This is a genomic window from Phyllobacterium sp. (assembly GCF_037994425.1).
Taxonomy (GTDB): Bacteria; Pseudomonadota; Alphaproteobacteria; order Rhizobiales; family Rhizobiaceae; genus Phyllobacterium.
This window is the reverse complement of sequence record NZ_JBBNAM010000268.1, coordinates 1-20,409: the sequence shown is the minus strand read 5'-3', so window position 1 is coordinate 20,409 and position 20,409 is coordinate 1. Positions and strand designations below refer to the sequence as shown.

Genomic DNA, 20,409 nt, shown 5'->3' with positions numbered 1-20,409 from the left:
TGGTGCAACTGGAACTGGCGCAGATCCTCAGCCGTCGCCGTGTCGGGGGAGCGGCCGATGAAGGCGGCAAGCGCCTTCACGCAACGGATGTAGTCACGGCGCGTGCACTCGGTGAAGCCGCGCAGGGCCTCGTGCATCGAGCACATTGGGAACCCGCACCCACCCGAAATCCCCTCTGAACCCGGTGCACCAGATCACCGTTGTGATCCCCCGCGCCGCGAGATCAACTGATAGGACTGGTGGATTCGGCAGAAGCGCGCCAATTACCTCCGCAGGGTCCGGCTCAGCCTTCGGGGCATCGAACCCGTTGCGCGCGATGTACTCATCGATCTGGCTTCGAACTTTAGCGGAGCCCTCATCTGCATGGCGAACATGCTCTTCTGCCTCGTCGCTGAACGAGAGGCGGCCATCGTCGACGCCGGTGAGCCGGCCGAGCAAGACAACGCCTTGCGCACTGAGGGACTGCAGGCTGATCGTATGGAGCGCTCCTTGCAGCGGCCTTCCAGGAATAGGCCCCTGTTGAAGTATTTCCCGGCGCGTCACATCTATCAGTCCGCTAAGAACCAACCAGACACTGATGTGACGACCTCGGTACATTCGGGGCAGCCGGCCCACTCGGCTCGTCGAAAGAAACACAGTTCGCCCCGCCTGGACCAAGTCCTCGGCGATTTGGCCGCCCGACTGGGCGCTGCCGACCACCAACACGGCTCCACTTTCGAGACCTGATGCGTTTCGGTAGGCCGATGCATCAATCTGTCGGACTTCGGGCGGCAACAGAGCAGAGAAAGGCGGGCGCGCCGGCCAATTCTGGTTGCTGCTGGCGATCACCACATTCCTCGCCCACAGGGGGCCGCGCGGAAGGGCCACTCGGTACAGGCCACCGCTCGCAACAAGATCGGTCACCGGCGTACCGGTTTCCACCGGAAGGCCGTACCGGCCGGCATAGTCCTCCAAGAGCGCGACAAACTCGCCACTTGTCATTGCACCGTCGGGATCGGGCCCGACATAGGTATCCCCGGGCATGACCGTTTGGATGTTAGGTGTGTTTACCCGAAAGGAGTCCCAGCGCTGGGTTCGCCAGGTCTCACCGATGCGACCTCGCTCCAACACTCTATGACGCAAGCCGCGCTGCGTCAGCGCGTGACTGACACCTAGCCCCGCCCAACCCGCACCGATGACGACGGCATCAAGAATGTCCGTTCCGCTCGTCATTAAGCTCCCCTCTGATTGGCAGCCTATTGTACTTTGTGAAATCGGTAAATGGTGGTCCGCTTTCCAGTACGGCGTTGGCGCCAAGTGGCCGGCGTTTCATAAATTATAAAGGCCATGCAATGACATAGCGGTGCTCAGTTTCGTCCTCTCGTACCGCTGGTCGGTCGGGACCACCCATCGGTTATGTCGGGTTAACTGCATCGCTGGAACCTTCCATTGCAACGTTAGTCGTCGCACTCTTACGCGATGCGACCCCTACGGTATTCCATCAATTTAGCATTGGATGGGTGCTGCGATCATCGCGTGATGATCCCGGACAAAGACCTGCATCGTCACGCAGCCAATACCCTCGCGCAGGCTGATGCCCTCTTCTTAGGCCGGCTAACCTACGAGATGATAGAGGCAGCGTGGCGGCCGGTGGCGCAGACGGAATGAACCCTGATTGGATGGAACCCTTCGCCAGAACCATTGATGCGGCAAAGAAGTACGTCGTGTCGAGCACACTAAACCAGGTAGATTGGAATGCCGAGCTCGTGCGCGGGGATCATCTGGAGAACGTCGTCCGGCAATTGAAGCGGCAGCCGGGCAAGGGACTGTTCGTGGGAGGTGTAAGGCTCCCACTGGCGTTGGCGGAGTTGGGATTGATCGATGAATATGAGTTCGTGGTGCAGCCCAGGCTGGTGGCAAGTCGATTGACGCCGCTTTAGGCAATTCCGGGAATTCCAAAGGCCCGCAATGACATAACGGTGCCCAGTTTCATCCTCTCCGGTACCCTTTCCTTCCGTTCCAAGAAAATTTTGCGCGGTTTACGCGACCTACCACCTACGGATGGTGACTGAAACGGGCGACGCGCGCATCCTTCATCAGGCTGCGAAAGTTCGGTCCGCTGACATGAACCAATGTCCTGTGGTCGCCGCCTTCGAAATAGACATCGCTGTCGTCCCCGAGGCTTTCATCAAGTATTACCGGCACGTCGTAGGCCGACCCGATCGGCGGTACAGCGCCAATGTCGCAGTCGGGAAACAGTGAGGAAACTTCATCCTCCGAGGCAAGGCCAAGACGCCGGTCCACTACATCCTGCAGTGTGGAAAGCTCGATCCGATGGGTGCTCGGAACAACGGCCAGAACGTAACCCGTTTCGTGGTGTACGACGACGGATTTCGCCAGCCTGCTGCCCGGAACGTGCGCCGCTCGCGCGGACTGGCTTGTTGTCGATGTGCGGTGATGGGCCACGGTGTCGTAGGCGACCCCCTCGCCGTCGATATAGTCCTTCAGTTTTCTTGCGATTGTCATCGTGGCACCCCCTGTTGCGTGGTGACCGTCCGCAGACATTCTCCTCCCTTGAGCGTCGAAGTCAACGGCGAAGACGACGTTAGGTTTACCCTGAAATGTCGAAGGTGATACTGTAGCGGCACGACGTGGCGGGTTGTGCTTCGTTCATGAAGGCGACCTTCACCGCATATTCACCGGACGGCGGCAGCTTGCCTATATAGCCATCGCCGATGGCCTTTGCCTCAATGACAGGGCCATCGCCGTCGGGGTTGTAGACGTTGAAAGTGCAGGCCTCATGATCCGACCGAAAGGCGATTGACATTTCCTGCCCGGGCTTGGCCTCTATAACGTAGGTGACGGTGTCGGTCCCGCGAATATCGCCCGCCAATGTCGTCGAGCGCATGCCCAGCCTGAATTTCACAGGGTAGGATTGGCTGGCGGCCAGCCCTTCGCTGGTGCAAGCCAAAACTGCGGAAATTGCAAGAATGAACAATCGTGTCTTCATGTTCGACTCATTCAAGCGAGAATAAAAGAATCCTAGCAGTTTTCCATTGGTGCGAAAGACGTGCGCGGCCATTTTCAGCCCTTGGTCTGCCTAATTACACCGAAAACCCGGTAGCGGGTTGTAGGGGAGACGCCCGGCGCATCTCTGATGACGCTTTTTGCCTTCCGCTAGATGGCGGAACAATTTCCGCCGCCTGCTGTTATCGATAGCCGGCGCCTGACACCGGCTCGTAGCGGGAAGGCATGACCATGTTCGGCAAGTTTTTTACAGATATTGCCAATCGAGTAGCGATGGCGGCGGGCAAGCCGGTGACGTTCATCCTCTGCTGCCTTGTTGTGGTCGTGTGGGGCATCAGCGGACCGATCTTCGGGTTTTCCGATACGTGGCAGCTCATTATCAATACCGGTACGACGATCATCACCTTCTTGATGGTGTTTCTCATTCAGAACACCCAGAACCGCGATGGCATCGCAATACAGGCCAAGCTCGATGAAATCGTCCGCGTCACCGAAGCCAAGAATGCCTTCATCGGCATCGAGCATTTGACGGAAGAGGAGGTCGAAAAATTCCGCCGCCAATGCGAGGCCGCTGCCAAAAAGGCAGATAAGTAGCTTGAAGGGCGCACTGCCGGAAAGCGACCCCAACGAAAGCCCGCTGCCAAGGCCTCCACCAGTCATTCGCGCTCTTCCCGTACTGCGGTAGCGGCGCGCTAGCGCACGCCCATTATTGTGCGGTGCAACCTATCATTTTGTTGCATTGCAGCTATGCAAAACTGTCACTGCAAGTTCTGCATCGCCTTCCCTATATCACCGTCAACGATCGGGAAATGACCCAACAAACAAGAAGTTACATAGGTGAGTGAAATGAACTTGATCCGCTCTTACAATAACTGGCGCCGCTATCGTGACACCGTCACGGAACTCAGCCGCCTTTCTGCACGCGAACTGAACGACCTTGGCATCTCCCGTGGCGATATCGCCTTCGTTGCCAAGCGAGCAGCTTCGGCTCGCTAATAGAATACGACTTGCGTCCGGAGCGCTCCTCCTCCCAAGTTTCGGACGTATAAAGACCGGTACTCCTCCTCCCAACCGGTCTTTACAAATAGCACCCACCGCTCCTCCCGCGGTGGGTGTTGTTTTTTGTGCCCTGCCCAGCGCAATCTTGCTCGCACCTTTCCTCTCAGCAAGGTAGAACCGGCCGACGCAGGAGACCAACATGACGGGCGGAATTCACCACATCACACTGATCACGCGCAAGGTTCAGGCCAATGTCGACTTCTATGTTGGCTTCCTCGGGCTGCGGCTGGTGAAACAGACCGGCGGCTTCGAAGACGCCACCCAGCTTCATCTGCTCTATGGCGACGCCACCGGCACACCGGGATCGCTCGTCACATTTCTCGTCTGGGAAGACGGCTCACCGGGCCGCGTCGGCTATGGCCAGCCCAGTGAAATCGCTTTGGCGATCGCGCCGGAAAGTATCGGCTTCTGGCTCACCCGTGCCTTGAAATACAATGTTCCGACGTCGGGGCCGGTGCAGGAATTCGGCGAACCCGTGCTAAGGCTCAACGATCCTGACGGGGTCATCGTCAAGCTTGTGGGTACCAACGCCGTCGCGGTCGGGGATTCCTGGGCGGGCGCGGGCATACCGGAACCTGATGCGATACGCCGCGTGCGCGGCGCAACCATTCTCACTGAACGACGCCAGGCAACCCGCGTCTTCCTCGAGGATCACTTCGGCTATAAGGCGAAGGATCAAACGGAATCGATCACGCGCATGGTCGCCGATAGCGGCGACTGCGTCGATATCCGCGATGCTTCGGGATTCTGGAGTTCGGCGCCGGGCACCGGCACGATCGACCATATTGCCTTTCGTGCGGCCAATATTTCCGAGGTCACGGCAGCCTTCGATCGCCTGCTCGAGAGTGGCGTGGATGCTACGGCCATCCACGACCGCAAATATTTTCATTCGATCTATGTGCGAGAACCGGGCGGTTCGCTGTTCGAAATCGCGACCGACGGTCCGGGTATGCTGATCGACGAGGCCGAGGACGAGCTTGGCTCGACGCTGTTCATTCCGCCGCATTTTGCCGAAGAGGCGGAAAACCTGAAAGTAATGCTGCCACAGTTCAGCATGCCGAATGACTGGAGGTTCATTTATCGCGAGCTTCCTTTCGTCCACCGCGTTTTCACGCCGGACCAGACGGACGGTCGCACGCTGGTGCTCCTGCACGGCACTGGCGGCAATGAGGCGAGCCTCATGCCTCTCGCAGCGACGGCAGCGCCGCGGGCTACCCTGATGGGCTTGCGCGGCCGCAGCACTGAGGAGGGTCATGCTCGCTGGTTCCGCCGGTTTGCACCGCTCAGTTTCGACCAGAAGGACATACGCTTCGAAGCGGAGGCATTTGCTGCCTTCATTGAAGGCGCTATCGAGGCCTATGGGCTCGATCTGCAAAAAACCGTCTTTCTTGGCTATTCGAACGGCGCAAACCTGCTCGCGGCCATGATGCAGTTGCATCCGGGTCTAGTTCGCAGTGCCGTCCTACTGCGTGCAGCCAAAGTGCTGGAGGAAGCGCCTCAGTCCGATCTTTCGGACGCACGCGTCCTGTTCGTAACCGGCGACCATGATCTCTTCGGCGCCAATGCGCCGGCGCTTGAGGCGGAGTTGCGGCAAGCTGGGGCGAAGATGACCTCGTTGAGCGTGCCTGCCGGCCACGAAACCGTTTCTGACGATATCGAAGCGATCCGCGGATGGCTCGCTGAAACAGAAATGGGGCAGACCTGATCTGCCCCATTTGAAACTTTATGCGAGCGGCTTGAGGCCAGCTTCGATCGATGCGCGTTTCGCCTCAAGGAACGGCGGCAGAGACAAGCTCTCACCCAGAGTCTCCATCGGCTCATCGACGGCGAAGCCAGGCGTATCCGTGGCGATCTCAAACAGGATGCCGTTCGGCTCGCGGAAATAGAGCGAGCGGAAGTAATACCGTTCGACCTCGCCGCTCGACGGCATGCGGAAGCCTTTCAGCCGTTCGGTCCATTCATGCAGATGATCCACATCGGGAACGCGAAACGCTACGTGGTGCACGGCGCCTGCTCCCTGGCGGGCGACCGGAAGGTCCGGCTGCACGGCGACGTGAAGCTCGGCCGCAGGTCCGCCCTCGCCCATGGCAAAGACGTGGACGTGGCCGACACCATCAGGCGACGCATAGTCGTTGACCTTGCGCATGTTCATGACCTGCAACAGGATCGCTTCCGTATTGGTGATATCCGGTACGCTGAGTGTAATCGGACCAAGACCGCGAATCTGATGCTCCGCCGGAACCGGGCTTTTCTCCCACGGATGCGACGGAGTAGCTCCGCCATCATTGATTAAGCGAAAGCGCTGGCCTTCGCCGTCTTCGAAGTCGAGTGAGTCATAGCCGCCAGTTTCAGCAATGTCGCCGGATTTGACGCCAAGTTCATCGAAGCGGGCTTTCCACCAGACAAGGCTCGCCTTGCTGCCGACGCGAAGTCCAGTGCGCGCAATACTATGTGTGCCGCGCCGTTCCGGACCGACTGGCCAATCAAAGAATGTCAAGTCCGAGCCAGGCGTCGCCTTCCCGTCCGCATAAAAAAGATGATAGGCGCTCGTATCGTCCTGGTTGACGGTTTTCTTCACGAGCCGAAGGCCGAGCGTCTGCGTGTAGAAGCGCAGGTTCTCCGGTGCATTTGCGGTAATGGCCGTCAGATGATGAATGCCTGTCAGTTGTAAGGTCATTTAAGCCTCCTGAATGGGTCCGTTGCGGCGTGTTTGCCGTTGGGGTGAATATCTGCGCTTGGTTTCACCCTATAAAGAGCCATTCTGCGCAACCTACGTTCGTCTAAAGCGAACATAATCGACCAAATCGGCTTTCGCAGACACTCAACGTCCGCTAGATTGAAACCATGAAATGGCGTTTTGACGATCTTCTCACTTTTCTCGACGTGATGGAAACCGGAAGCATCACGGTGACGGCAGCGCGCCTCAATTTGTCCAAATCGGTCGTCAGCAAACGTATCACCGAACTCGAGGCGGCACTCGCGATCGAACTTTTCCAACGCTCACCGCGCAAGCTCCTCGCAACTGCCAACGCGCTTGATTTTGTCGAGCGGGTGCGGCCCTTGGTGCGCGAGCTGCTCGATGCCGCCGACAGGGTCGGTGAGCGGCACAGCGCCGTCCGCGGCACTTTACGCATTGCAGCGCCCATGAGCTTCGGCACGCTGTATCTTGGGCGGATGATCGCCGACTTCGCCCGCCAATATCCGGAACTTGAAGTGGCGGTGGAATTCGACGACCGCATGGTTGATCTCGTCCGTGGTGGCTATGACGTCGGCATCCGCATCGGCATTCTAAAGGATTCGAGCCTTATAGCGCGGAAGCTTTGCACCGACGCCCGTGTTATTTGCTGCAGTCCGGATTTTGCCGCCACCAACGGTCTGCCGCAAACCTTGGACGATCTATCCAAATTCGCCTGTATCGACTATTCGAACGTGAATACGAGCCAACTCTGGCAGTTCGACGATCCCGCTCATCCGGCTGAGCCAATCTCCATTGCCATGCACGGGCGCATTGTCGCCAACAATGGCGAGGCGATGCGTGATATGGCGATCGCCGGCCTCGGACTGGTGCTTCTCCCGATGTTCATCGCCGCCGATGCCCTGCGCACGGGCACGCTCGTACCGGTACTGCCACAGGCCAGGCCGCTCCCCTATAGAATTCATGCAGTGTATCCGCCAACGCGGCACGTTTCGGCGAAAGTGCGCGCCTTCGTCGACCATCTCGTGCGCCACATCGGCGATCCGCCGATCTGGCAAATGACCGATGTTCTGCGCCGGGAACACGCCTGAATCGCCCTTGCACCCATGCGAATCACCCCTCGCGGTTTTGGCGCTGCATTCGCGGGGTAGCCGGGCTTTCATAGCCGGTTTCGCAAAAAACCCTGTAAACACTGGGTATAAACCAGCATTTTGGGCGGTATTGCTGATGACAGGGCGGGAATCGCATGCCATACAGACGCCTCCGATCAACGAATTTACTGAGGAAACCGCCAACATGAATACCTCCGATCTTGTAGAGAAGCTGGTTGCTGATCAGGGTCTTACAAAAGTTCAGTCCAAGGCGATTGTTGACAGCGTTCTTAAGGGTATCACCGATTCCGTCGTAGCCGGCGATGAAGTATCGCTGCCGGGCTTCGGCAAGTTCAAGGTACAGTCGCGCGCCGCTCGCGAAGGCCGTAACCCTGCAACTGGCGCCACGATCAAAATCGCAGCTTCGAAGAAGATCGCGTTCCAGCCTGCAAAGGCACTGAAGGACGCGCTGAACGGCTAATTCTGTTCGTAGTGGACATCAAAAAGGGCGGCGCCGTTGTGCCGCCTTTTTTATTGAATGGCAGCGCGAGTCACTTTTCGTTCACCATAGGCACTATCTCCTGCAGATCGGCGACGGCTTGCCATAAATTCGCCCTGTCTAGGTCGCAGATCACGATTGCGTCATTGAGCAATTTGCATAGTTGCGGTAAGGCTTTATCAACCATAACGGATGCATGGATGTGCTGCGGGTGCCAATCCGCGTGATTTGGGTCCGGGCAATGAGACTGGCAAGCAAACCGAAAACAGCTGCGATGAAACTATCGACACGAATTCTTGTGCCCCTCGCACTCACCGCATTCCTTGCGGCATGCCAGGGATCGTCCGTCGAGGATATCGTTCCGAACGGCGCGTCGACGCAGCTGCCTGCGAAAATGATCGAGAGCATGAAGTCGAAGGGCATAAGTCTGACGGCTCCTGTCATGTTCCGCATTTTCAAGGAAGAGAACGTGCTCGAAGTCTGGAAGCGCAAGGACAATGGCCGCTATGACATGGTCACCAGCTACCAGATCTGCAAATGGTCCGGAAAGCTTGGACCGAAGTTCATCGAAGGCGATCGCCAGGCGCCGGAGGGATTCTATGCCGTGCGCCCGGCGCAGATGAACCCGAAATCGAGCTATTACCTTTCCTTCAATACTGGCTTTCCGAATGCGCTCGACCGTTCCCTCGGACGGACCGGCGCCAATTTGATGGTGCATGGATCCTGTTCGTCTTCAGGCTGCTATTCGATGAGCGATGCGCAGGTCGCCCAGATCTACGCTTTCGCGCGCGACGCCTTCAAGGGCGGCCAGGATTCGATCCAGTTGGAAGCCTTTCCCTTCCGCATGACCGCCGCCAACATGGCACGCTACAAGGATGACCCGAACTACGCCTTCTGGAAGAATCTCAAAGAGGGCTATGACCATTTCGAGATCACCAAGGTGCCGCCAAAGGTCGATGTCTGCGAGAAGAAATATGTCTTCAATCACACCAGCGATCCCAATGCGCCGATCGCCGCGACGAGCACCTGCCCACCGTCGGACCAGCCTGACGCGCTGAAGACAGCGTACCAGTCCTATCAGAGCAGTTATGAATCGGCATTTTCGTCGATGGCCGGCAAGGGCAGGATTCAACCACCCGCACGATCGATCCAGGGGATTGCCGAAGCGAAGATCATCGCCGACTGGAGCGCTCGCCGCGCCCGCGGTGAGCGCGTGACCATGGACCCTCCATCCCTCTCGCCTCAGGACAAGGACAAGGCTTCGAAGCCGCAGATCATGGTGCGCCTTGCATCCGCGGTTGCCGCGGACAAGGCCAAAGAGCAGCGCGAGGCCGCCAAGCGCACGCGCATGTCGAAAGTGTCCGTGCCGGCCGCACCAATGTCGGTAGCTGCGAACACCGCTGCTCCTGCCGCATCCGCACCGGCAAACGCCCCGCAGACCACCGGGGCGATCAATGCCGCGCCAGCGTCGACACCTGCGCCAGTTGAACAACCCGCCGCTGCTCCGGCGAAAAAGGCCTGGTGGAAAGTCCTCGGCAACTAGGCATGAATGGCGAAATCTACGACCTGCGCGGTCTGAACTGCCCTCTGCCCGTGCTGAAGACGCGCAGAAAGCTGCTAGGCATGCCTGCCGGCAGCCGTCTGTGGGTTGAAACAAGCGATCCGCTTGCCGTGATCGACCTGCCGAATTTCTGTCAGACCGAGGGCCATCAGCTCATCGAGACGATCAGCGTTGCCGGGGGCGGCCATCGCTTCCATATCGAGCGCGGCGACGCTACCTGAGCTTCATGCCTGATATCGCGAGGGGATTGTCCATGAGCCCCGCGCGGTCAGGCGTATCCACCTGCGGCTGGTTCAAAAACGCGCCGAAGAGCTGCCTTACATAGCTTTCTGGCAAATCCTTCACGATCATCACGAGACGCGTCTCACGCGGGCCATCCGGCCAGGCAGCGAGCCTCGCCGGCGGGTGGAAGATCTGTTGCACGCCGTGGATAACCAGCGGGCGTTCCGGATCGTCTGCGAGCTGCACGATTCCCTTGACTCGCAGCAACTTTTCGCCATGAGCGGAGCGCAGGAGATCAAGAAACATGTCGAAGCCCGACAAGGGAACGGGCCGGTCGTGCCTCAAAGAAAACGAGCGGATCGAAGCATCGTGGCGGTTAACGTCATGATAGTGTTCGTGACTACCATCGTGGGCATCATGATGATGGTGATGGTGTCCATCAATGCTGCCACGCTCGCTTTCTCGATCGCGGTAGGCTTCGGCCTTCAGCCAGCGCTGCACGTCAACCGTCTTAGTCTCAGCGTTATAAACGCCACATTCGAACAGCGCCGCGTAGCCGGTGCGCTCGTCCCCTACATCGATCAGTTCCGCCCCGGGATTGAGCGCCGCAAGGCGTGACCTGAGCGCTTCGAGGCCCGACTTGGCTTCCGGCAGGTCGGTCTTCGTGATGACGATGCGGTCGGCGACGACGGCCTGTTTTACCGCCTCTTCATGGGCATCGAGCGTCGCCATACCATTGACCGCATCAACCGTCGTAATCACGCCGTCGACGCGAAACGCCTGCAGCAAAACCGGGTGTCCCATAATGGCGTGGAGTACGGGCGCAGGATCGGCAAGTCCCGTCGTCTCAATGATGACCCGTCGCAGCCGTTGCAACCTGCCGGTTTGCATTCGGTCGATAAGGTCCGCGAGGGTGTCAACCAGTTCACCACGGACAGTGCAGCAGAGGCAGCCGTCGGAAAGCTCGATGACGCCCTCGCTGGCGCTCTCGACAAGAAGATGATCGATGCCCACATCGCCGAACTCATTGATGATAACCGCCGTATCGGCAAGGGCCGGGTCCTTGAGCAGTCGATTGAGCAGCGTCGTCTTGCCTGACCCTAGAAAGCCGGTCAGCACCGAAACGGGGATGGGAGCATCGCTCGCCACTAGTTGACCGCCTTCAATACATTGCTGGCGTCCGTCATAGACGGCCGCTCGGGGCGTGGAGTCGGGACTGGTATGCGGCTCAGCAGCATGCCCTCGGAGTTCACCTTGGGCGGCAGAAGGACGACTGGTTCGGACTTTGGCTCATGATCCAGGCGTGCGAGATACACCGAACCCTGGACGAGGTGCCCCTCGGCATCCTTGCCGTCCCAATTGTCGGACGCGTTCGCCTGCTTCGAACAGACGGTCGGGCGCATATTGACCGCCACGTCGCGTGTCGGCGCTCCATAGGGAGCAAGTGTGTCGAGCGTTTGGCCCGTACCCTTCGTTTCGAATGCCTTGCCCAAAAGGTCGGCAGCCTTGGTCACCCGCGAGGTGATGGTCATCTCGCCGAGAACCACCGTGACGATGGTCCGGCCGTTGCGTGTGGCGGACCCGATGAGATTATACCCCGATGGGCAGACGAAACCCGTCTTCATGCCGTCCGCGCCCTGGAAACGCCCGATCAGGGCGTTGTAGTTGGTCTGTGATTTCCTGGTGCCATAGTCGATGGCCTCAATATCGAAATAATGGGCGTACTGCGGATATTCTCGCCGCAGATGCAATGTGAGAACCGCCAGATCGCGCGCCGTCGAATAGTGGTCGTCCGAATGCAATCCGTTGGGATTGACGAAATGCGTGCCATACATGCCAAGCCGCTTTGCCTCGTCATTCATCAGCGCGGCGAATTTCTCTTCCGAGCCGCCGAGCGTTTCGCCGATGGCCATGGCGACATCGTTAGTCGAGCGCACCAGCATGATCTTGAGTGCATTATCAAGCGTCAGTTCGGAACCCGCCTTGTAGCCGGACCGGCTTGGCGGTTCCTTGACGGCATTGGCGGAGATACGGATGGGCGTTTCGAGCGTGACCTGACCGGATTCAATCATGCGAAACGCCACATAGGTCGTCATCAGCTTCGTGAGCGATGCCGGATACCAGCGCTGGAAAGCATCTTCCTGCGAAAGGATCTCGCCGGTATTCGCATCAACTGTGATATTGGCGCCGGCCAGCGCAGTTCCAGCAAACGCCGTCAGCAAGCAACCCGATAGAAAAAACGCTAAAGTTTTCCGCATTCCTGAGATCCGACCTGTCCTTTTAAAAGCAACCGGGAAGGCATAAGGCATTAAGCCGCGCTTCACGCCGGGCGGCAATGGCCTTATCTATCTTATGTGGCAGGCAAAAGGCAAAGCACCTTTGACCTGCGCACGAAAATGTCAGACTTGAATTTTGGAGTTGGTTTCGAATGCCCTTGCTAAACCGTGCCATCGAAATGCAGGACGAGGTCTCAGTGTGGCGCCGCCACTTGCACGAGACCCCCGAACTGATGTTCGACGTGCACGAGACCGCCGCGTTCGTCGCCGGGAAGTTGCGGGAGTTCGGCTGCGATACGGTGGAAACCGGCATTGGTCGCACCGGCATCGTCGGCGTCATTAAGGGTCGCCACGGCGACGGTGCTACAATCGGGCTTCGCTCCGATATGGATGCATTGCCGCTGACCGAGATCACCGGCAAGCCCTGGGCATCGCGCCATAACGGCAAGATGCACGCCTGCGGCCATGATGGCCATACGGCGATGCTTCTCGGGGCTGCGCAATACCTGGCGGAAACACGCAATTTCAAGGGCACTGTCGCGGTTATCTTTCAGCCGGCCGAGGAAGGCGGCGGTGGCGGGCGCGAAATGGTCAAGGAAGGCATGATGGAGCGTTTCTCGATTTCGGAAGTCTACGGCATGCACAATGTTCCGGGCCTTCCCATCGGCCAGTTCGCCATCCGCAAGGGGCCCATCATGGCGGCCACCGACGAATTCAACATTACCGTGGAAGGTAGGGGCGGACATGCGGCGCAGCCGCACCGGACGATCGATCCAGTGGTCATCGGTGCCCAACTCGTCAACGCGCTGCAGACAATCGTTTCGCGCGGGACCGACCCGCTCGATTCGGTCGTACTTTCGGTGACGAAATTTCATGCCGGCGATGCCCACAATATCATCCCCCAACGCGCCGAGCTCGCCGGTACGGTTCGCACCCTGCGCCCGGAAATGCGCGACTTTGCCGAAAGGCGCCTCACTGAAGTCGCCGACGGCGTTGCGAGCGCACTTGGCGCGAGCGCAAGCGTCCATTATGCCCGGAACTACCCGGTGACGTTCAACCATGAACGCGAAACGAGTTTCGCCGCGCAAACCGCCCGCACGATTGCGGGGAACAACGGGGTGAACGAAGAGGTGGCGCCGATGATGGCCGGCGAGGACTTTTCCTACATGCTGGAAGCGCGGCCCGGAGCATTCATCTTCATCGGCAACGGCGACAGCGCGTCACTGCACAACCCGTCCTACGATTTCAACGACGATGCTATTCCACATGGAATCAGCTATTGGGTGAAGCTTGCGGAAAGCGCCCTTCCGGCGTCGTCATGATGCGGTGAGCGGCGCAATTTCCTTGCATCTTCAGACTTGGCTCGCCCGCCGAAAAACAGTATGTCTCAACGCATGGTCCCGTAGCTCAGTAGGATAGAGCGACAGATTCCTAATCTGTAGGCCACTGGTTCGAATCCAGTCGGGATCACCAATTTTCTTCAAGCCTTTTCGTTGAGTATGTTTCGCACGTTCTTGTTCATTTCGGCCTGCGTTGCGGCAAAATCGGTAGCGGAGGTCCAGTAGCGCAGTGTGAAAGACATCGTGCTATCGCCAAGACCCGCCACAAAAGCGGCAGGAGCCGGTTCTTTCTTCACCCGGGTATCCTGCTCGGCAAGGCCGACAAGCGTTTTCTGCAGCCGATCGATATTATCGGTATTGGGGAATGTCATGGTGATGTCGTTACGACGAATACCATTGCGGGTGTAGTTCTTGACCGGCAGCGTCCAGAGCGTCGAATTGGGCGCCAAGATGTAGATACCGTCGGCCGCCCGCAACCGCGTGGCGAAAAGCCCGATTTCCTCGACGGTACCGGACACGCTCCCGACCTCGACATATTCACCTATCCGCAGCGGCCGCAGCGCCAGCAGCATGATACCGGCCGCGATATTCTGTAGCGTGCCCTGTAGCGCCAGTCCGATCGCAAGGCCGACAGCACCGATGGCCGCAATGACCGATGCGGTTTGAATGCCGAACTGGCCAAGCACCATGACCACGACGAGCCCGAGGACAAAATAGCGTGCGATCTTCGAAAAGAAGCGGCGCAAGGTAAGGTCAAAGCCGCCGACCCGGCCGAGCCCAGCGTAAAGCCAGCGTTCTACGAGACCCGCGACGACAAAGCCGATGACCAGCAGCAGAATCGCTCCGAGCACCGAAAATGAGTAGGTGACAATCAGCGCGCTGGCCTGGCTTATCGCCGTCTGTACCGCGGAATAGGCGCTTTGAGGATCAAGTTCCATCAGACAATTCTCCGTTTCGGTGGGAAGGGCTCAACCGTTGGAAGATCTTTTTGGTTCCGGATACTCCGGCGTAATCCAGGCTCCTCGTCAGGCCTCCTGCGCCTCGCCGTTGCGCCGGCGGTAGCGGATGGAGGAGAAGAACGCAAACAGGATGAGGGCGGCCCCGATCATACCCGTTATCACCTCCGGAATGTGGATCAGTGTCTGGCAATACATGATCACGGCCAGAACGAGGATTGCATAGAAGGCGCCGTGCTCGAGATAGCGGTATTGCCCCAGCGTTTCCTTGTCCACCATCATGATGGTCAGCGCCCGCACGTAGAACGCGCCGATGCCAAGACCGATGGCAATCACGAACAGGTTGGTCGATAGGGCGAACGCGCCGATCACACCATCAAACGAGAAGCTAGCATCCAGCATTTCAAGATAGAGAAAGGCGCCCAGCCCGCCCTTGTGGACGGTGTCCATCTGCTCCTGGGTCGCATCAAGAATCGCACCTAAACCCTCGACAAAGAGGAAGGTCAAAAGACCGTAGATGGCCGATGTTAGAAACGTGACCGATTCCTCGCCCTCAAGCTGGCGGGAGAAGAAGATGATGAGAAGCAGCGCAACGGCAACTTCAATCCCCTGCACCGAGGCAAAGCGTGAGGCATTGGCCTCAATCACCTTGATCCAGTGGACATCCTTTTCATGGTCGAAGAAGAATTTCAGTCCGACCATCAGCAGGAATGTGCCGCCGAACGCCGCGATGGAGACATGGGCGTCCTGCATGATGCGGGCATATTCTTCCGGACTGGAAATGGCGAGCTTCAACGCCGAGATCGGATCGATCCAGGCGGCAATGGCGACGATTGCCAGCGGAAAAACGATGCGCATGCCAAATACGGCAATAATGATACCCCAGGTCAGAAAGCGTCTCTGCCAGGTCGGCGTCATGTCACGCAAGATCTTGGCGTTGACGATGGCGTTGTCGAAAGACAGCGAGATTTCGAGGATGCTGAGGACAGCACAAATAAACAGCACCGAAAGTGCGCCTTGTATGGTTCCTGAATAAACGAAACCGATCCAAGTACCGAGGACGAGGCCTACAAATGTAAATATAAAGGGCCAGGTGAAATATTTATACGTTGCCATGCGCGTTTCCTGCTTGAAACTCCCTGATTGCTATCAAGATGGGAACTCAGAACGGCCACAACCACCGTACGGGCGGGCTTTATGCGCCGTTTCAATATGATTTCACATTGGATTGCAATCTCCCAATGCCTTTAAACGGCACAAACCTGTCTCAATCCTGTCTCGCATCCAATCTATTGGTCAGTTCTTACGAACGACATAGATCGTCACCGGTAGAGCGGCGCGCCACGCATCGAAGTTTCCGAGCGGCTCGGCATGAGAAACCGCCAGCTTGGTGAGATCACCGCCGTGGTTTTCGCGCCAATCGACGAGTGCCATTTCCCCCGCGATGGTTACCGCATTTGCGACGAGGCGCCCTCCCGGCTTCAGACATTTCCAACAGGTTGCCAAAACATCGGGATTTGTCACACCACCGCCAATGAAGATCGCATCCGGCGCGGGCAGCCCGACCAGCGCGCCAGGCGCTTCGCCGCGAACAAGCTGAAGCTCCGGCACGCCGAGCGCCCGGCTATTGTTCACGATGAGTTGTTGCCGTTTTTCGTTGGCTTCGATCGCGAGTGCCCTGCATAAAGGGTGGCTCCGCATCCACTCGATGCCGATCGAGCCGCACCCAGCCCCGACGTCCCAAAGCAATTCGCCGGGAAGCGGTGCGAGGCGCGCCAGGGTGACCGCACGGACGTCGCGCTTGGTCAGTTGGCCATCATGTTCAAAGGCGGCGTCGGGCAGCCCCGCCAGCAGCGGATAGGCTTTCATAGTTCGTGCAGGCGCCGCGCAATCAACGGCCAATACATTCAGATCGGCACAACGAGGTTGATTCCATGTACCAGCGTCGCCATCGATTCGTCGCTCCTGCGATCCACCGAGATGTTCAAGCACCGACAGGCGCGCCGCGTCAAACCCTCGGTGAACGAGCATCCCCGCGACCTGCGCGGGTGTCTCCCCATCATTGCTGAGAATGAGCAGTCGCGCCCCCGGAGCAAAGGATTTGGCCAGGGTCTCGATCGGTCGGCCGTGAACGCTCAGCAGCTGAGTTTCCTGGATGGGCCAGCCCATTGCCGCAGCGGCAAGTGCAAAGGAGGATGGCGCCGGCAGAATCCGCATTTCGTCCGGATCGACAAGGCGTGTCAGTGTCGCCCCCATGCCGAAATGCATCGGATCGCCGCTGGCGAGCACGACGACTGGCCGGCCGCGCAGTGCCAGGATCATGGGATAGCCGTCCGAAAACGGTGTCGGCCAAGGGACGCGCTTCGCTTTGAGCGTGTCCGGCAGGAGTTGCAGGTGCCGCTTGCCCCCGAAGACCGTTTCGGCATCGGCAAGAGCACAGCGGGCGCCGCCGCCAAGGCCGTCATAGCCATCCTCGCCAATTCCAATCACTGTCAGCCACTGCGCTGTCATGCATTCCACCATCGGTTGCGGTTAGAGCCCTTTTTGCTTGGACCGAAAAGAAGGGGCTCCAATGCATGCCCGAAAGCCGTTGTCAGGTCAACGAAACCACCGCAGCGCTTCCTGTTTAAAGGTAAGCGCTGTTGGCATGCTCGCAGCCATCCTGTAAAACCGTGAACCATGAGACGACAAGCCCCGTTGGCCACGAATTTCACCGTCGAAGACCGGCGTTCCGCCTGTCCGGGGCTGTTTCGCATGGCAAAGGCGCTTGACGGCTCAATCTGCCGAGTCAAGCTCACTTTTGGCGACCTCAGCGCCGAACAGGCGCGGCGGGTGTCGCAGGCGGCCCGGCAGTTCGGCAATGGCGCGATAGAAATTACCAATCGTGCGAACCTGCAGCTTCGCGGCGTTCGTCCGGAAACGGAAGACGCCTTGATTGCGGCCCTGCTCGACGCCGGGCTCGGACCGCTGACCGACCGCGGCGACGATGTCCGTAACGTCATGGTCAGCCCAGTGGCCGGCATCGATGGCGCGCTGATCGATGTACGCCCGCTTGCGCACCGCTTGTTGGCGAAATTGCAGACGGATGCGAGCTATCAGACACTGTCGCCCAAATTTTCCGTGCTTGTTGATGGCGGGGAAAATGTCGCGATGGTCGAGCATCCGCACGATATCTGGGTCAGCCCGCTCGACCCGGCCGCAAGGGCACCGCAATTTGCTTTCGGTGTTGCCGGTGCGCCTCCGACGCAGCGTGGTGGCGATCGTCCCGTTCTCGGGTGCGTGAGCGACACCCGGGTCTTCACATTGGTTACTACCATTCTTGACGTTTTCATCGAGTGGAACCGGGGCCACCCGGCATCGTCGCGCCTTCGTCACTTCACTGCGGAAGCGGGAGCCGACGCTTTGCTGGAGCAATTGGAGCACCGGCTTGGCTTTTCTGTGCGAAACGATGCTGTTTCCGCATGGTACAGGCCTCCGCCACGCGCGAATGCGCACATTGGGCTCCTGCCGGAGAGCGCGAGCACCTGTCTCGTCGGCGCCATGCCGCCCCTTGGCCGCCTCAATCCTGAACTCCTCGTTGCGCTTGCCGCGCTTGCCGACGACCATGGCAACGGCCAGCTGCGCCTGACGCCGTGGCAGAGTATTCTATTGCCGGGGGTTGCAACAGCACGGGCGGAGAGCGCCCTCGCCCATCTCGAATCGCTTGGTTTGCACGCGGACCCCAAGGCGCCGCTTGCAACAATGATCAGTTGCTCGGGCTCGGCAGGATGCGGCTCGGCACTGGGCGCAACCCAGGCCGATGGCCTGAAGCTTGCGGCACGCCTCGGCTCCACTTCTACTGCACCGCAAGTTCACCTCAGCGGTTGCATGAAATCCTGTGCATCGCCATGGGCGCGGCCAATTACCCTGGTGGCGACGGCGCCTCAGCGCTATGACATCTTTCTCCAAGCGACCGATGGACCGTCGCGTTTTGGCAAGCTATTGGCTGCCAATGTCACTATCGAGGAAGCAGCCGCTTTGATCGGCGAGAATTTCGGGGCCAGTGAATGCTAGATTATATCCGCGACGGCCAGGCGATCTATGATCGCTCGTTCGCCATCATCCGTTCCGAGGCTGATCTCAGCCGCATCCCCTCCGATCTGGAAAAACTCGCCGTGCGCGTCGCCCATGCCTGCGGCATGGTGGATGTGATCGAGGATCTCGCCTTCTCCAAAGGCGCAGGAACCGCCGGGCGCGACGCCCTCTTGCACGGAGCTCCAATCCTTTGCGACGCGCGCATGGTGGCCGAAGGCGTCACCCGCGCCCGCCTTCCCGCCGACAACGAAGTGATCTGCACACTGAACGACCCCTCGGTGGCAGCATTGGCGCGCGACATGGGCAATACACGGTCGGCGGTGGCGCTCGAACTATGGCGGCCCCATCTTGGCGGCGCGGTCGCAGCTTTCGGCAATGCGCCGACAGCCCTCTTCCGCCTGCTTGAGATGATCGATGACGGCGCCCCAAGGCCAGCTCTGATCCTGGGCTTTCCCGTCGGTTTTGTCGGCGCGATGGAATCGAAAGCCGCGCTTGCCGAGAATAGCCGCGGCATACCCTATGTGGTCGTGCATGGCCGGCGCGGCGGTAGCGCAATGGCCGCAGCCGCCATCAACGCGCTTGCCTCGGAGAAAGAATAATGCCGCAAAAGGGACGGCTCCTCGGGCTGGGCGTGGGTCCCGGCGACCCCGAGCTCATAACACTGAAAGCCCTGCGCTTGCTGCAAGGCGCACCGGTGGTTGCCTATCACGCCGCCAAGGGCAAGAAAGGCAATGCGCTTACTATCGTTGAGCAATATCTCAACGACAATCAACTTTTGGTGCCGCTCGTCTATCCGGTCACTACGGAGATCCTGCCAGCACATATGAACTACGAAGTCATTGTCAGCGACTTTTATGGTGAGATCACCGGGGTGCTGCGCAGCCATCTCGACGCCGGAAAGGATGTTGCGGTCATCGCCGAGGGCGATCCGTTTTTCTATGGATCGTTCATGTATATCCATGATCGCCTGGCGGAAGAGTATGAGACGCAGGTCGTGCCGGGCGTCTGCTCTATCCTCGGCGGCGCAGCCGTGCTGGGCGCCCCGCTCGTCTATCGCAACCAGACGCTTACGGTCCTGTCCGGCGTCTTGCCTGCCGCCGATTTGAAGATGCGCCTTGCCGCTACGGAAGCGGCCGCAATCATGAAGCTTGGCAAGAACCTCGCCAAGGTGCGCGGCGTGATCGAAGAACTCGGCATCATGCACCGCGCGCTCTATGTCGAACGTGCGACGATGGAAGCGCAACGCATCGTGCCCCTTGCCGACGTCGATCCGGAAGCTTCCCCCTATTTCTCGCTCATCCTGGTACCGGGCGAAAAGTGGCAAGGCGGCAGCGAATGACCCTTCCGCTCAGCATATTCGTGCTTTCGGTGCGTGGCTTCGAAACCGCACGGCGCATCAAGGCTGGCATCGAGGATGCGACGATCTTTGGCCTCGAAGGCCGTGTCGACGGCGCCGATGAGGGCTTCGCCAATTTCGGTGAAACGATCCGCGACCACTACCAGCGTGGCAACGCCATCATTGCGCTGTGCGCCGCAGGCATCACCATACGATCGCTTGCGCCACTCCTCGGCAACAAGGCGGGCGAGCCGCCCGTGCTCGCTGTCGCAGATGATGGCAGCGCCGTTGTGC

21 protein-coding genes, 1 tRNA gene and 1 pseudogene are annotated in these 20,409 nt (G+C 59.1%); 14 read left to right on the top strand and 9 right to left on the bottom strand.

Going from position 1 to position 20,409, the window contains the following annotated elements; genetic code table 11:
• Positions 1-93: 93 nt before the first annotated feature.
• A complete protein-coding gene (locus AAAB35_RS18415; RefSeq protein WP_340669727.1) occupies positions 94-1,212 on the bottom strand; it encodes an NAD(P)/FAD-dependent oxidoreductase in 1,119 nt (372 codons plus the stop codon).
• Positions 1,213-1,643: 431 nt separating this feature from the next.
• On the opposite strand from AAAB35_RS18415, the gene AAAB35_RS18410 reads away from it, so the two are divergent.
• Positions 1,644-1,919 carry a hypothetical protein gene (locus tag AAAB35_RS18410; RefSeq protein WP_340669726.1) on the top strand — a complete coding sequence of 92 codons (276 nt, stop codon included), beginning with the start codon at positions 1,644-1,646 and terminating at the stop codon, positions 1,917-1,919.
• Positions 1,920-2,034: 115 nt separating this feature from the next.
• On the opposite strand, the gene AAAB35_RS18405 is transcribed toward AAAB35_RS18410, so the two are convergent.
• A complete protein-coding gene (locus tag AAAB35_RS18405; RefSeq protein ID WP_340669725.1) occupies positions 2,035-2,505 on the bottom strand; it encodes an aminoacyl-tRNA deacylase in 471 nt (156 codons plus the stop codon).
• 85 nt (positions 2,506-2,590) lie between these two features.
• Positions 2,591-2,989, bottom strand: a complete 399-nt coding sequence (locus tag AAAB35_RS18400) for a hypothetical protein (protein ID WP_340669724.1) — start codon at positions 2,987-2,989, stop codon at positions 2,591-2,593.
• A 248-nt stretch (positions 2,990-3,237) separates the two neighbouring features.
• Between AAAB35_RS18400 and AAAB35_RS18395 the strand changes: the two genes are divergently transcribed.
• The 3 genes from AAAB35_RS18395 to AAAB35_RS18385 all read left to right on the top strand — a co-directional run bounded on the left by AAAB35_RS18395 (position 3,238) and on the right by AAAB35_RS18385 (position 5,770).
• Positions 3,238-3,600: a low affinity iron permease family protein gene (locus AAAB35_RS18395; RefSeq protein ID WP_340669723.1), complete on the top strand. Its 363-nt coding sequence runs from the start codon at positions 3,238-3,240 to the stop codon at positions 3,598-3,600.
• 252 nt (positions 3,601-3,852) lie between these two features.
• On the top strand, positions 3,853-4,002 hold the full coding sequence (locus AAAB35_RS18390; RefSeq protein WP_081815820.1) for a DUF1127 domain-containing protein: 150 nt from the start codon (positions 3,853-3,855) through the stop codon (positions 4,000-4,002).
• A gap of 202 nt (positions 4,003-4,204) precedes the next feature.
• On the top strand, positions 4,205-5,770 hold the full coding sequence (locus AAAB35_RS18385) for a VOC family protein (RefSeq protein ID WP_340669722.1): 1,566 nt from the start codon (positions 4,205-4,207) through the stop codon (positions 5,768-5,770).
• A gap of 18 nt (positions 5,771-5,788) precedes the next feature.
• On the opposite strand, the gene AAAB35_RS18380 is transcribed toward AAAB35_RS18385, so the two are convergent.
• Positions 5,789-6,742, bottom strand: coding sequence for a ring-cleaving dioxygenase (locus AAAB35_RS18380; protein WP_340669721.1), 954 nt, complete (start codon positions 6,740-6,742; stop codon positions 5,789-5,791).
• A gap of 167 nt (positions 6,743-6,909) precedes the next feature.
• Between AAAB35_RS18380 and AAAB35_RS18375 the strand changes: the two genes are divergently transcribed.
• The 4 genes from AAAB35_RS18375 (at position 6,910) to AAAB35_RS18360 (ending at position 10,132) form a co-directional block, all read left to right on the top strand.
• The gene (locus AAAB35_RS18375) at positions 6,910-7,851 is read left to right on the top strand and encodes a LysR family transcriptional regulator (RefSeq protein ID WP_340669720.1); all 942 of its coding nucleotides are present in this window, start codon (positions 6,910-6,912) and stop codon (positions 7,849-7,851) included.
• A 205-nt stretch (positions 7,852-8,056) separates the two neighbouring features.
• Positions 8,057-8,332: an HU family DNA-binding protein gene (locus tag AAAB35_RS18370; protein ID WP_340669719.1), complete on the top strand. Its 276-nt coding sequence runs from the start codon at positions 8,057-8,059 to the stop codon at positions 8,330-8,332.
• Between the two features lie 292 nt (positions 8,333-8,624).
• Entirely contained in the window at positions 8,625-9,893 is a 1,269-nt protein-coding gene (locus AAAB35_RS18365; RefSeq protein ID WP_340669718.1) for a murein L,D-transpeptidase family protein, read from the top strand.
• A gap of 2 nt (positions 9,894-9,895) precedes the next feature.
• Entirely contained in the window at positions 9,896-10,132 is a 237-nt protein-coding gene (locus tag AAAB35_RS18360) for a sulfurtransferase TusA family protein (RefSeq protein ID WP_340669717.1), read from the top strand.
• Here AAAB35_RS18360 and AAAB35_RS18355 read toward each other — a convergent pair.
• Both AAAB35_RS18355 and AAAB35_RS18350 read right to left on the bottom strand, forming a co-directional pair.
• Positions 10,125-11,282, bottom strand: a complete 1,158-nt coding sequence (locus tag AAAB35_RS18355; protein ID WP_340669716.1) for a GTP-binding protein — start codon at positions 11,280-11,282, stop codon at positions 10,125-10,127. The two genes, AAAB35_RS18360 and AAAB35_RS18355, sit on opposite strands and share 8 nt — an antisense overlap.
• Positions 11,282-12,391 (bottom strand): D-alanyl-D-alanine carboxypeptidase family protein, encoded by a 1,110-nt coding sequence (locus tag AAAB35_RS18350; RefSeq protein WP_340669715.1) that lies wholly within the window; start codon positions 12,389-12,391, stop codon positions 11,282-11,284. The genes AAAB35_RS18355 and AAAB35_RS18350 overlap by 1 nt, the downstream gene beginning before the upstream one ends.
• A gap of 170 nt (positions 12,392-12,561) precedes the next feature.
• Between AAAB35_RS18350 and AAAB35_RS18345 the strand changes: the two genes are divergently transcribed.
• Together AAAB35_RS18345 and AAAB35_RS18340 are read left to right on the top strand one after the other, a co-directional pair.
• On the top strand, positions 12,562-13,731 hold the full coding sequence (locus tag AAAB35_RS18345) for a M20 aminoacylase family protein (RefSeq protein ID WP_340669714.1): 1,170 nt from the start codon (positions 12,562-12,564) through the stop codon (positions 13,729-13,731).
• Positions 13,732-13,805: 74 nt separating this feature from the next.
• Positions 13,806-13,882, top strand: a tRNA-Arg gene (locus tag AAAB35_RS18340).
• Positions 13,883-13,889: 7 nt separating this feature from the next.
• On the opposite strand, the gene AAAB35_RS18335 is transcribed toward AAAB35_RS18340, so the two are convergent.
• From AAAB35_RS18335 to cbiE, 3 genes are all read right to left on the bottom strand, one after another.
• Positions 13,890-14,687, bottom strand: a complete 798-nt coding sequence (locus AAAB35_RS18335; protein WP_340669713.1) for a mechanosensitive ion channel domain-containing protein — start codon at positions 14,685-14,687, stop codon at positions 13,890-13,892.
• 87 nt (positions 14,688-14,774) lie between these two features.
• Positions 14,775-15,821, bottom strand: coding sequence for a DUF475 domain-containing protein (locus tag AAAB35_RS18330; RefSeq protein ID WP_340669712.1), 1,047 nt, complete (start codon positions 15,819-15,821; stop codon positions 14,775-14,777).
• A gap of 180 nt (positions 15,822-16,001) precedes the next feature.
• Positions 16,002-17,216, bottom strand: a complete 1,215-nt coding sequence (gene cbiE, locus AAAB35_RS18325; RefSeq protein WP_340669711.1) for a precorrin-6y C5,15-methyltransferase (decarboxylating) subunit CbiE — start codon at positions 17,214-17,216, stop codon at positions 16,002-16,004.
• A 186-nt stretch (positions 17,217-17,402) separates the two neighbouring features.
• Here cbiE and cobG point away from each other — a divergent pair, with 186 nt between their 5' ends.
• From cobG to AAAB35_RS18305, 4 genes and pseudogenes are all read left to right on the top strand, one after another.
• On the top strand, positions 17,403-18,758 hold the full coding sequence (gene cobG / locus AAAB35_RS18320) for a precorrin-3B synthase (protein ID WP_340669710.1): 1,356 nt from the start codon (positions 17,403-17,405) through the stop codon (positions 18,756-18,758).
• Entirely contained in the window at positions 18,752-19,378 is a 627-nt protein-coding gene (locus tag AAAB35_RS18315; protein WP_340669709.1) for a precorrin-8X methylmutase, read from the top strand. The genes cobG and AAAB35_RS18315 overlap by 7 nt, the downstream gene beginning before the upstream one ends.
• Positions 19,378-20,118 (top strand): precorrin-2 C(20)-methyltransferase, encoded by a 741-nt coding sequence (locus tag AAAB35_RS18310; RefSeq protein ID WP_340669708.1) that lies wholly within the window; start codon positions 19,378-19,380, stop codon positions 20,116-20,118. The genes AAAB35_RS18315 and AAAB35_RS18310 overlap by 1 nt, the downstream gene beginning before the upstream one ends.
• Positions 20,115-20,409: pseudogene (locus AAAB35_RS18305) on the top strand (precorrin-3B C(17)-methyltransferase); the annotation flags it as partial. The gene AAAB35_RS18310 and the pseudogene AAAB35_RS18305, both read left to right, overlap by 4 nt.